Source organism: Dokdonia sp. Dokd-P16 (genome assembly GCF_003095655.1).
GTDB lineage: Bacteria > Bacteroidota > Bacteroidia > Flavobacteriales > Flavobacteriaceae > Dokdonia.
Window position 1 is genome coordinate 2,866,693 of record NZ_CP029151.1, and the last position, 12,314, is coordinate 2,879,006.

Here is a 12,314-nt window from a genome sequence, read left to right on the forward strand (position 1 = left end):
TTTTAAAATAATTTATTCTTCTTTTTCCGCTTTGTCTACCACAGGTCTATCCTTACGATTTGCAAGTTCCCAAGCAGTTGCAAAGACAAGTTTTGTGCGCTTTTCAAGTAAAGGGTAGTTAATCTTATCTGGTGTATCACCTATTTTGTGATAATCTTCATGAGTACCATTAAAGTAAAAAATGATAGGCACATTCATTTTTGCAAAGTTGTAGTGATCTGAGCGGTAGTAAAAACGGTTAGGCTCATTTTCTACGTTGTATCGATAATCTAGATTAATATCAAAATACTTAGCATTTACTGCAGATGATACATTGTGTAAATCTGTACTTAATTTATCTGACCCTATTAAATAAACATAGTTGTTGTCTTCTAAGTGTGCATCATCATTGCGACCTATCATATCGATGTTAAGGTCTGCAATGGTGTTTGCTAATGGGTACACTGGATTTTCTGAGTAGAATCTAGACCCGTATAAGCCTTTCTCTTCTCCTGTAACGTGTAAAAAGAGGATAGAGCGCTTAGGTCCTTTTCCGTCTTTTACAGCTTGTTTAAAAGCCTCGGCGATCTCAAGTAAAGCAACAGTACCAGATCCATCATCATCTGCTCCGTTAAAGACATTTCCCTTTGAGTCCATTCCTACGTGGTCGAGATGTGCAGAGAGTACAAGTACTTCATTAGGCTTCTCTGATCCTTCTATAAAAGCTAGCACGTTTTCTGAGTCGTTTAATTCGCTTCCTTTTCTAAAAAAAGTCTTAGGTACAATCTGGTAATAATCACCATTATTTCCTGGAGCTACTTCTAATTGCTTATAGTAGTTTACTAGGTATGCTGCTGCTTTCTTTTGCCCTGGATCTCCTGTGTTACGACCTTCAAAATCATCTCCTGCAAATACGTAGAGCATGTCTTGCAGCTCATTTGCAGTAATAGTATTGGTGTATTTACGTACGTCGTTCTCATTGCTTTCCAATGAGGTGACATCTATAAGTACAGGTTCTGGAGGAGCAGCAGGTGCTACTACTTTTTTAGATTCGTTACAAGAAAGGGCAATGAGTCCCAATCCCATGAGGGCAATATATTTTTTCATTTATGAGGAGTTGTTTATTATGCTAAAAGTACTGATTTCAGTTGAATAAAAACGCAGGTAATTATATTGTGTTTTTTTGCTTTCGCGAAAGCGTAACTATCCATTATCCCTTAGAAGAGATCCAAAAAGGGTATAAAAAAAGGTCACTCTATTGCTAGAGTGACCTCGTTATTATAAAGATATTAAATCTTAGTTGTTAAGCATTACTGGCATAACAAGCATTGTTACTTGCTCTCCTTCATCTAGTCCATCTACTGGAGTAAGGATACCTGCTCTATTAGGTAGTGACATTTCTAGTGAAACATCATTTGCATTCATATTATTAAGCATCTCCGTTAAGAAACGAGAATTGAAGCCTATTTGCATATCATCACCTTGATAATCACAAGTAAGACGCTCTTCTGCTTTATTACTGTAATCAATATCTTCTGCAGAAATGTTAAGCTCTGCTCCAGCGATTTTTAAACGAATCTGGTGTGTAGTCTTATTAGAGAAAATAGAAACACGACGTACAGAATTTAAAAACTGGTTACGGTCTATAGTTAATCTATTTGGATTCTCTTTTGGGATTACCGCTTCATAGTTAGGGTATTTACCATCAATAAGACGACATACAAGCTCGACATTGTCAAATGTAAATTTTGCATTACTCTCATTATATTCTACGGCGATTTCATCATCAGAAGTAGAAAGTATTCCCTTAAGTAAGTTAAGTGGTTTCTTAGGCATGATAAACTCTGCTGCTTGAGAAGCTACCACATCTGTGCGGCCATACTTTACAAGCTTGTGAGCATCTGTTGCTACAAAGGTTAGTCCATCTGTACCAAACTGAAAAAATACACCACTCATTACTGGGCGTAAATCATCATTTCCTGTAGCAAAAATTGTATTACTTATTGCTGTAGCTAGTACACTTCCAGGTATTTTTACAACACTAGGATCTTCTAGTGATACTGCATTAGGAAACTCTGCTCCATCTGCATATGCAAGTGCATATTTACCATGGTTTGAGCTTATCTCTACGGTATTGTTCTCATGTTGTGTAAACGTAAGTGGTTGCTCTGGAAACGTCTTAAGCGTGTCAAGAAGTAAACGAGCTGGTAACGCAATAGCGCCATTATCACTAGACTCAACATCTAATTTTGATGTCATCGTAGTTTCTAGATCTGATGCAGAAACTGTAAGAGTATTTCCGTCTAATTCAAAAAGGAAATTATCGAGTATAGGTAAGGTGTTGCTGTTATTTATCACACCACCCAATACTTGTAATTGTTTAAGGAGGTATGTACTAGAGACTATAAATTTCATAGAAAGTTAGGTTTTGCAATACAATAAAATGGTACTGAAAGTGGCGCAATGTAAGCTCCACTCACTACTTACAAATATATTTTAAATGCGACGGCTTTTATAATTAACTTATCAACATCTAGCGTGTGTAACGACGTTTCCTAATTGCGTTGTAGATGAGTCCAAAGATAAACAAAATAGCTAGCGGAAGCCCAATAGTCAAGACTTGCCACGTGCTCATACTTTGTGCCGTCTTTTTCATATCAAGAAAAGGAAGCGCAATTTCTTTACTACGTATGTTAATAAGCCCAGTGTCATCAAGGAGATAGTTAATCGCATTGAGCAAAAACTCCTTATTCCCATAGCTGGTTCTTGTATAATAATCAAATCCTAATTCTAGTGGTTGCCCGCGTGCATCAAGATTATTTGAGATTATATCACCATCTGCTATGAGTATAAGCTTAGGATTTTTTTGTGCGCTTTCGCGAAAATTACTTTTATCACTTCCATCTGGTAATACTCTATTAGTAAAAGCCGAATGAAACGAGCCTTCTAGCAAAACGGCCAGTGGTTGTTGCCCATTTTGAAAATCACTTTCTAAAGGTTCAATATCTACCTGACCGAGAGAGATTTCTCGTGGCGTGCTTTCTATTTTAGTATAAATACTAGACTGCAATAAGACTATTTTATTTACGCCACTATTATTATCTAATAAGGTGATAGGATTTGCATAATTGAAAAGAACAGGCTTTTCAATATTAGTATTGATGGGGTTTGTGTTCATACTAGGTACTTGTGGTCTATATAACCATGGCAACTGTATATATTGAGCATCACTGCCATCACCAGAGGCAACACTAAGTGGGGCAGAGTAGAGGTCTACTACTAAGGATGGGTCTACTCTAATCCCGTATTTAAAAAGTTGGTCATCTAGATTAATATCTCTAGGGAAGGCAATAGTTTTACCTTGATCATTGCGCAGGCTATCATCTTCCATAGCTACAGCATCTAGCATCCAAAGGCTGTTACCGCCATTCATGATATATTGATCAATCACATACTTCTGCTTGTCTGTAAATGCTTTTGTAGGCTTTGCAATAACTACTAGATCAAAGGTGTTTTGTAACGCTTTGAGTGCTTTATCTGGATCTTGATTTGCAAATTCCATTGGGAAAGGTGCAATATTGTAAGTGTCACCTAGTTTACGGAACATATCTGCAATATTTGCATCTGGTAGCTCTCCATTATCTCTCAATACTGCAATACGCTTAGACTTTGCATTTAATGTGCTGTGTAAACTTTCGGCAAAGACGTATTCAAGGTTTTGTATTGAGGCATATACGAGTTGCTCTGGAGAAGCACCTACTACATTCTTTACAAGTCCTACTGGTACAGCCTTGACATTGAAATTTATAGTAGCCCAAGGAAAAATAGTTTGCGTGGTCTCCTTTCCATTTTCTTTTACTTTGAGAGGAATGGTGGTCATCCCAAACTCATTGAATTGACCCGCAACTTCGGCTACATTTTCCCCTTCTTCTACTGGGTTTGAAAATTCGAACCTAATGTTATCATTATAGGCTTGCATTTCCTCTAGCAGGTAGCGCGTCTCGTTTTGAAGTTTCTTAAACTCCGCAGGAAAATTACCTTCTAGAAAAACATCAATAATCAGCGGACTGTCAATCTGATCTAATAAATCAAGCGTAGGATTACTTAAACTGTAGCGTTGATCTTGTGTTAGGTCATAGCGTTTGTGAACTAGCGAACCTATAACGTTAATTATAAATAGGCCGATAATTACAAGAAGAAGTGATAGTATGTATTTTAAATTTTTCACGAAAGTGTACTCCTTTTATGCAGTCTCATCATCGTAATAATGATAAAGAATGTGGTTACACTAATAAAGTAAATGAGATCCCTAGTATCTACCACACCACGGCTTATGCTGGTATAATGCGATTGTATGCCCATTAAATTTATGAAATCTCTCGCGCTGCTTGTGGTACTAAATGCTGCTATGCCTTCAAGTCCAAAATATAAAAAGAAGCTCAAAAATACGGCGATTATAAAAGCTATGATTTGATTATCTGTAAGGCTTGAGGCAAATATGCCTATTGCCGTAAATATTGCAGCTAGAAGCATTAATCCTATGTAGCTACCTATGGTTACTCCTACATCGAGGTTGCCCACGGGATTACCTAGTTGGTAAATTGCGACTACATAAATAAGTGTGGGTATGATAGCGAGAATGATAAGAGCAAATGCTCCTAGAAATTTCCCTAACGTTAACTGAAGTTTTGAGATGGGTTTTGTGAGTAATAGTTCTAAGGTACCTACTTTTTGTTCCTCACTAAAACTGCGCATGGTTATCGCAGGGATAAGAAATATAAATATCCATGGTGCAATCTGGAAGAACGGTGCGAGATCTGCAAATCCGGTCTCTGTGATATTAAAAGGCCCTTTAAAAACCCATAAAAATAACCCAGTAACTATGAGAAATAACCCAATAACCAGATACCCAATTGCCGAGGAAAAAAATGAAGATATTTCTTTTTTAAGTATAGCGAACAAAGTGGTTTGTTTTAAAAAGTAAATGTACAGTAGTTTTTGAATTCCATAAAAATTATTTATTGAGGATAGTTTGACTGTGGCGGTCCATCAATTGGGATTTTTGGACCTAAGTACGTAGGTTCTTTATTTATAGTCAACTCCAGAAAAGCTTTTACATTTGCTAGTAATTCTCTGCGCTTATTTGCGCTTTCTCTCTGGTAGGTGCGTTTGTCACCCACAAATCCATAGTACGTAAGGTCTAACTTATTTGCAATATATAGTGCGCGTGGCAAGTGAAACTCTTGAGTAACGACGATAGCTTCTTTTACATTAAATACAGAACTTGCTCTATACATACTATCATAAGTGTCAAACCCGGCATAATCTAGAAAGATATCATCCTCTGGAACGCCTTTGTCCATAAGGTATGCTTTCATTGCTTTAGGCTCATTATAAGAAGCAGTGCCATTATCTCCAGACAGCAGAAAACGTGTTACTCTACCTTCATTATATAATTTGAGAGCACTAGCAACACGATCTTCTAGCATCGTTGATAGATTACCATTTGCTCTCACACTAGCACCTAGCACTATAACAGTGTAAACTTCTGGTACTTTTGAGCTACGAGTAAAAGTTTGATCCTTCGTACTTGATTCAATATGGTGAGAAAGCGCGTACACTCCGCAAATAAGGAGGATAATCCCAATGAGAGCGACGGCAATAAATTTCTTTAGATGTTTGAGCACTAAGCGTTATCTATTATTTTAATAGGTTTCTTTTCATCATTGATAGCAACAAAGGTAAATGTACCAGCTACTGCAAGTTCGCGGTCATAATTGTACATATCTTCTTTATAGATCTCAACGCGTACTACGCAGCTTGTATTGCCCACTTTTTCAATACGAGCAATTAATTCTACAATAGTTCCTTGTGGGATGGCTTTAGTAAAGTCTATTTGGCTGGTAGATATGGTAACTACTTTCTTTCGGCTAAAGCGTGTGGCGCATATAAATGCTGCTTCATCCATCATATGCATTGCAGTCCCTCCAAAAAGGGTGTCGTAATGATTTGTAGTATTAGGAAACACCGCTTTAAAGATGCGAGTTTCAGAGTTTTCAATACGTTCTTCAAGAGTAATCATGCTTGTTTAATGATTTTATATAATTACTAGACAAAATATGTGCAGTACTTACTTCTAAGTGTATCTTTGCAAGGTCTTAAAATAGAACAGATGCCACAAGTAATAGAAGCTTTAAAATGGAGATATGCGACTAAAAAGTTTGACAACTCGCGCATACTTCCAGAATCAAAAATAGCGATTGTAAAAAACGCCTTTAACCTTACTGCTACTAGCTTTGGGTTACAGCCAGTACGATTAGTTGTAGTAAGTAATAAAGAGAAACAAGAAGCTCTCGTTCCATTATCAATGAACCAGCGACAAGTAGCAGATGCTTCACATGTGCTAATTTTCTGTATTGAAAAGCAGGTGGATGAACATTATGTAGAAAACTATTTTGATAACGTAAAAGAAATCAGAAACACGCCAGAGGAAATTATAAAGCCATTTAAGAATTATCTTCTTGATCATTTTAAAAAAGCTACAAATGCAGAAAATGACTTGTGGGCTTCAAAACAAGCATATCTTGCTATGGGTAATTTGCTTACCGTCTGTGCGATTGAAGAAATAGATGCGTGCCCTATGGAAGGTTTTTCTCCAGAAGGATATGATGAGTTTTTTGATCTTGCTAATAAAGGATTACAGTCTGTATTAGTAATGCCCATAGGCTATAGAGCAGAAGATGATATATTTTCTACTATGAAAAAAGTGCGCAAAACATTGGACAATGCGGTTCTTGATTTGTAACTTTCCACAGAATATAGGGCTGTAATACAATTTTGTGGCAGGATTCTTGTTATTTTCTAAAAGTTTATAACTTTGCGGTAGCCCTAAATTTAGTACAATGAAACATATAGTATTTTTATTATTCTTTATTTCGACAGTATCATTACAAGCTCAGGAAGCTAAATGGCATACTGATTTTGACAAAGCAAAAAAGGTAGCGCAGCGCCAGGGAAAGCCTATTATCATGTATTTTACAGGCAGCGATTGGTGTGGACCTTGCAAAATGCTTAAGAAAGACCTCTGGGAGACGGATGAGTTTATACAACAAGCAGACGACTTTGTGTTGCTTGAGGTAGATATCCCTTTTAGAGAAGATATCATTTCTCCAGAACAAAAGAAGAAGAATATGAAGCTTCAAGACAAATACAATAAGGATAAATCTTTTCCTACTGTACTCTTACTAGACTCAAATGGTAGAAGAAAGGATGAAGTTTCTGGTTATAGTATGCTTAGAGATACAGCACCTTACTACGCATTTTTTAATAAAGCAAGACGTTCGAGATAATACACGCTTTTACAATCATATATAAAACGTTCGGCATATGCTGAGCGTTTTTTTTTTATGCTTTCGCGAAAGCGTAACCCTCAAATTACCCTATAGAAAGATACTACTAACAAAATCCCGCTTGTTCTAATTAACAATAAGCGAACTTCTTATCTTTGACCACCTTTAAATAGATTTATGTCAAAAGTAGTTTTAATCACTGGGGCTTCCTCAGGAATAGGTTTAGCCATTGCTCAGTATCTTGTAAACCAGTCGTATACTGTATATGGAACCAGCCGAAACCCAAAAAATAATATAGAAAAAGGAGTGCATATGGTTGCGCTAGATGTTACAAAACCAGCGACTATTGCGGCTGTGGTAACCTCTGTATTAGAAAAGGAAGGGAGAATAGACTACCTAATTAACAATGCTGGAATGGGGATTACGGGTCCTCTAGAGGAAACACCAGATGCCGAAATTAAAAGAGTCTTTGAAACTAATTATTTTGGAGCTTTAGAAGTAATAAAAGCTGTCTTGCCTACGATGCGTAAACAGCGCAGTGGTATGGTAATTAATATAACCTCGATAGCAGGATATATGGGATTACCATATAGAGGTATTTACTCTGCGACCAAGGGTGCATTGGGAATTACTACAGAGGCGTACCGTATGGAGCTTAGAGAATTTAATGTAAAGATGACTACGGTTGCGCCAGGTGACTTTGCGACTAATATTGCTGCAGGCCGTTACCACGCACCAGTGCTCGAAAACTCTCCATATAAAGAGAATTATAAGAATACCCTTTCATTAATGGATGCACATGTAGATGAAGGAATGGACACGGTAGTCATGGCCAAAGTGGTAAAACGTGTGATGGAGTCAAAAAACCCTAAAGTGCATTATCGAGTAGGTTTCTTTATGCAGCGTTTCAGTATTGCGCTCAAGCGCATACTACCTGATACTTGGTATGAAAAACTACTTCTTAATCATTATAAACTTTAGTTAACAAACAATTAAACACCCTCTTAGCTTCTGCACATCACTTTTAGCTACATTTGTGTATAATCATAAAAAGAAAAGACTATGAAATTTTTTATAGATACAGCAAACCTTGACCAAATTAAAGAAGCACAAGATCTAGGAGTTCTTGATGGTGTTACTACAAATCCATCATTAATGGCCAAAGAAGGCATTACTGGACGTGAAAATATATTACAACATTACGTAGATATCTGTGAGATTGTAACAGGAGATGTAAGTGCAGAGGTAATTGCTACCACCTATGACGAGATGGTAAAAGAAGGGGAGGAGCTTGCTGCATTACACGAGCAAATCGTAGTAAAGGTACCTATGATTAAAGATGGTATTAAGGCTATAAAATATTTTTCTGATAAAGGAATACGCACAAATTGTACACTGGTATTCTCTTGTGGACAAGCTTTACTAGCGGCTAAGGCTGGTGCAACATATGTTTCTCCATTTATAGGAAGACTAGATGATATCTCTACAGATGGATTAAACCTTATTGCAGAGATTCGTCACATTTATGATAACTATATGTTTGAAACTCAAATTTTAGCAGCATCTGTGCGTCACACAATGCACGTAATAGATTGTGCAAAAATAGGAGCAGATGTAATGACGGGACCTTTATCATCTATAGAAGGATTATTAAAACACCCACTTACAGATAGCGGTCTTGCAAAATTCTTAGCAGACTACGAGAAGGGTAATAACTAATACTTATCTCACACCAATAAAAAGCCCCTTTTACTGTAAAGTAAAAGGGGCTTTTTCGTTGCTATAAATTAGTGGCTATTGATTTAAATAAGCCAGTAGTTCGTTTTCAAATTTAGAGTTGTGCAAGTTTGCGTGACTGTTTAGAATTTTTCCGTCTTTGTCAAGAACGATGGTCTTGTTAATATCATTGAGCACAAGTTGCTTTCTAGCTTGTTCTGGTCTTGAAAGTCTATATTCTTTAGACTCATCAAAGTCATTTTTCTTTAAGTGAAGCATCCATTTGTTGTGCTCTGTATTCACATTAATAGCAATAAAATTAAACTCAGGATACTTTACTTGCAACTCTCGAGCTTTAGCATGAGAATTGTCCATGTGAGCCATTCTTAAATAAGACCAGAAAAATAATACTGTAGGCTTTGTGATGCGACTAGATAAGGTGTTCATTCCAGAGTCGGCACCTACAATCATGACATCAGGAATCATATTTCCTGCTTGCATAGATTTATTATTGTCATATAATGCATCGACTAGCGCTACCGTTTCATCAGAAGTAGAGACTTCCTTTATTTCGTCAAAAAGCTTATCAACTTCGTCTAGATTATTACTGTTAGCAATAAAAATACGTGACATTTGAGATAAAAGTCGCTCCTTAAGGTCTTTGTTATTGATAAGGCTATCTATAACCGCTATCTGGTGATGGTTGTGTATGTATGAAGTGCGATTATAATCGTTTTCCTTTCCATAACGAAGGTAGGTTAGATTATTAATGTAAGAAGCAAGGTATCTTCTAAAACTGTAAAGTTCTTCAAGATTAGGATTGTTTACATTTATGCTTTCGCGAAAGCTATAAAAGTCATTAGGTAAGCTATCAATAAATGATAACTTGTCTTTACCATAATGAGCAAATGGATACCATTCTTTGCGCTGATAATTATCAAATTCTGTAACAGATGTTGCTATTTCAATAAATTCATCCGAATAATCCTTATCAAGCAAAAACTTATCTAGTTCTTCTTTATGAGTAATCGCCATGGAATCTAGCGTCTTCTGAAAATTCTTTGGATTTTTTTGATATTTTTTCTTGATGCCTTCGTTTTCACTCTCCCAGTGTAAATACATGTCTAGTAAAAAAGTGCTTTTTCCTGACCCATAACCAGAAAAACTAAGCGACTCATCAAAATCCTTAGTGTTAACTCTCAATAATATACTATCTCCTTCTTCTATATGAACTAATTGATGTTCTCCATGCTCTAGTCTATAAAGTCCAGGTTGAAAATTGTCAAATTTATATAGAAACCTATTTCTTCTGTCTAGTGGAATACTGTCTGTCACTACTTCTCCCTTACGTAGCAACACATAGCTCTGTACAGGGTTAATAATCTGCCCTCCTAGGTAAGTCCCTTGAGCTTTGTCATTTTCTTCAAAAACGCAGCTAGTAAGGGTGGTAGATAGAATAACTAAGAGTAGGAGGTACTTCATAAAAGGTCAATTTACACTAAATAAGATAGCTTATGGCGCTATTTCCAAAAGTAACTTTAATGACTTTTGCATATTGTTAACATATCGTTAAAAGCATTTTGTGTTTGTTATCATTATAATTTCTTTAATTATAGGTATTTTTGCACGCTCAAAATAGAAGTTTTTTATGTTATCAGTCTCTAATCTTTCAGTTCAATTTGGTAAGCGCGTTTTATTTGATGAAGTTAATACTTCATTTCTTAACGGTAACTGCTATGGCATCATAGGTGCAAACGGTGCAGGAAAGTCTACCTTTTTAAAAATACTTACAGGTCAACAAGACCCTACCTCTGGTCACGTGCATCTAGAGGCTGGAAAGCGTATGTCTGTACTAGAGCAAAACCACTATGCTTATGATGAGTACAATGTACTTGAGACAGTGGTGATGGGTAACAAGCCTTTATATGAAATCAAAGCAGAAATCGATGCACTGTATGCAGACTATACAGATGAAAATGCAGATCGTATCGGAGAGCTTCAAGTAAAATTTGAAGAAATGAATGGGTGGAATGCAGATAGTAATGCTGCAACCATGCTTTCTAACCTAGGAATCAAAGAAGAGCATCATTATACAATGATGGCAGATCTTGATGGTAAGCAACGTGTACGTGTGCTTATTGCACAAGCACTTTTTGGAAATCCAGATGTGCTTATCATGGATGAGCCTACAAACGACCTGGATTATGAAACAATTTCTTGGTTAGAAAATTTCCTTGCAAACTATGATAACTGTGTTATTGTTGTATCGCATGACCGTCACTTCCTAGATGCTGTGTGTACGCATATCTCAGATATTGATCACAATAAAATCACACACTACAGTGGTAACTATACTTTCTGGTATGAGTCTTCTCAACTAGCGGCAAGACAACGTGCACAGCAGAATAAAAAGTCTGAAGAGAAGAAAAAGGAACTTCAAGAATTTATTGCTCGTTTCTCTGCAAACGTTGCAAAGTCTAAGCAAGCAACTTCTCGTAAGAAGATGATTGATAAGCTAGATATAGAAGAGATTAGACCTTCTAGTCGTCGTTACCCTGGTATTATTTTCGATAGAGATCGTGAGGCTGGAGATCAGATTTTTAACTGTGCTGGTCTAACCGCTACTTTAGATGGTGAAGTCCTATTTAAGGGAGTAGATATGAACTTAAATAAAGGAGATAAGGCAGTGTTGTTCTCAAGAGATAGCCGTGCAACATCTGCTTTTTATGAGATTATCAATGGTAACCAGCAAGCAGATAGTGGGACTTTTGATTTTGGAGTAACTACTACACAATCTTACTTGCCTCTAGATAACGCATCTTACTTTCAAGATGGAACGCTTAATCTTGTAGACTGGCTGCGTCAGTATGCGCAAACAGAAGAAGAAAGAGAGGAAGTTTTCTTGAGAGGTTTCCTAGGGAAAATGATTTTCTCTGGTGAGGAAGCGCTTAAAATGTCAAATGTACTTTCAGGAGGAGAAAAGGTACGTTGCATGATTTCAAAAATGATGATGAAGCGTGCAAATATCCTTATGGTAGATGAACCTACTAACCACTTGGATCTAGAATCAATTACAGCGTTTAACAATGCACTTAAGAACTTCAAGGGCACTGTGATGCTTACAACGCATGATCATGAGTTTGCGAGCACGGTAGGTAACCGTGTGATAGAATTAACGCCTAAGGGAGTTATAGATCGCTACATGAACTTTGATGAGTACATGAGTGACAAGAGCATAAAAGAACAACGTATGGCAATGTATGAGTAAGG

12 protein-coding genes are annotated in these 12,314 nt (G+C 36.7%); 5 read left to right on the plus strand and 7 right to left on the minus strand.

The window, feature by feature from the left end; translation table 11 throughout:
* Positions 1-12: 12 nt before the first annotated feature.
* The 6 genes from DCS32_RS12780 to DCS32_RS12805 all read right to left on the minus strand — a co-directional run bounded on the left by DCS32_RS12780 (position 13) and on the right by DCS32_RS12805 (position 6,061).
* Positions 13-1,086 carry a M28 family metallopeptidase gene (locus DCS32_RS12780; protein ID WP_108878627.1) on the minus strand — a complete coding sequence of 358 codons (1,074 nt, stop codon included), beginning with the start codon at positions 1,084-1,086 and terminating at the stop codon, positions 13-15.
* A gap of 189 nt (positions 1,087-1,275) precedes the next feature.
* The gene (dnaN, locus tag DCS32_RS12785; RefSeq protein WP_108878628.1) at positions 1,276-2,394 is read right to left on the minus strand and encodes a DNA polymerase III subunit beta; all 1,119 of its coding nucleotides are present in this window, start codon (positions 2,392-2,394) and stop codon (positions 1,276-1,278) included.
* A gap of 118 nt (positions 2,395-2,512) precedes the next feature.
* The gene (gene gldG / locus DCS32_RS12790; protein ID WP_108878629.1) at positions 2,513-4,207 is read right to left on the minus strand and encodes a gliding motility-associated ABC transporter substrate-binding protein GldG; all 1,695 of its coding nucleotides are present in this window, start codon (positions 4,205-4,207) and stop codon (positions 2,513-2,515) included.
* Entirely contained in the window at positions 4,204-4,941 is a 738-nt protein-coding gene (gene gldF / locus DCS32_RS12795) for a gliding motility-associated ABC transporter permease subunit GldF (protein WP_108878630.1), read from the minus strand. Before gldF ends, gldG begins: the two co-directional genes overlap by 4 nt.
* A 56-nt stretch (positions 4,942-4,997) precedes the next feature.
* The gene (locus tag DCS32_RS12800; RefSeq protein ID WP_108878631.1) at positions 4,998-5,666 is read right to left on the minus strand and encodes a vancomycin high temperature exclusion protein; all 669 of its coding nucleotides are present in this window, start codon (positions 5,664-5,666) and stop codon (positions 4,998-5,000) included.
* Positions 5,666-6,061, minus strand: coding sequence for an acyl-CoA thioesterase (locus tag DCS32_RS12805; protein WP_108878632.1), 396 nt, complete (start codon positions 6,059-6,061; stop codon positions 5,666-5,668). The genes DCS32_RS12800 and DCS32_RS12805 overlap by 1 nt, the downstream gene beginning before the upstream one ends.
* A 90-nt stretch (positions 6,062-6,151) precedes the next feature.
* Between DCS32_RS12805 and DCS32_RS12810 the strand changes: the two genes are divergently transcribed.
* The 4 genes from DCS32_RS12810 to fsa all read left to right on the plus strand — a co-directional run bounded on the left by DCS32_RS12810 (position 6,152) and on the right by fsa (position 9,047).
* Positions 6,152-6,784 carry an NAD(P)H-dependent oxidoreductase gene (locus DCS32_RS12810; protein WP_108879294.1) on the plus strand — a complete coding sequence of 211 codons (633 nt, stop codon included), beginning with the start codon at positions 6,152-6,154 and terminating at the stop codon, positions 6,782-6,784.
* Between the two features lie 97 nt (positions 6,785-6,881).
* A complete protein-coding gene (locus tag DCS32_RS12815) occupies positions 6,882-7,328 on the plus strand; it encodes a thioredoxin family protein (protein ID WP_108878633.1) in 447 nt (148 codons plus the stop codon).
* Positions 7,329-7,505: 177 nt separating this feature from the next.
* Positions 7,506-8,309, plus strand: a complete 804-nt coding sequence (locus tag DCS32_RS12820) for an SDR family oxidoreductase (protein ID WP_108878634.1) — start codon at positions 7,506-7,508, stop codon at positions 8,307-8,309.
* 81 nt (positions 8,310-8,390) lie between these two features.
* Complete coding sequence (gene fsa, locus DCS32_RS12825; RefSeq protein ID WP_108878635.1) at positions 8,391-9,047, plus strand: fructose-6-phosphate aldolase; 657 nt, start codon at positions 8,391-8,393, stop codon at positions 9,045-9,047.
* 75 nt (positions 9,048-9,122) lie between these two features.
* On the opposite strand, the gene DCS32_RS12830 is transcribed toward fsa, so the two are convergent.
* The gene (locus DCS32_RS12830) at positions 9,123-10,526 is read right to left on the minus strand and encodes a TlpA family protein disulfide reductase (RefSeq protein ID WP_108878636.1); all 1,404 of its coding nucleotides are present in this window, start codon (positions 10,524-10,526) and stop codon (positions 9,123-9,125) included.
* Between the two features lie 166 nt (positions 10,527-10,692).
* Between DCS32_RS12830 and DCS32_RS12835 the strand changes: the two genes are divergently transcribed.
* The gene (locus DCS32_RS12835; protein ID WP_108878637.1) at positions 10,693-12,312 is read left to right on the plus strand and encodes an ABC-F family ATP-binding cassette domain-containing protein; all 1,620 of its coding nucleotides are present in this window, start codon (positions 10,693-10,695) and stop codon (positions 12,310-12,312) included.
* The last annotated feature ends 2 nt before the right edge of the window (positions 12,313-12,314 follow it).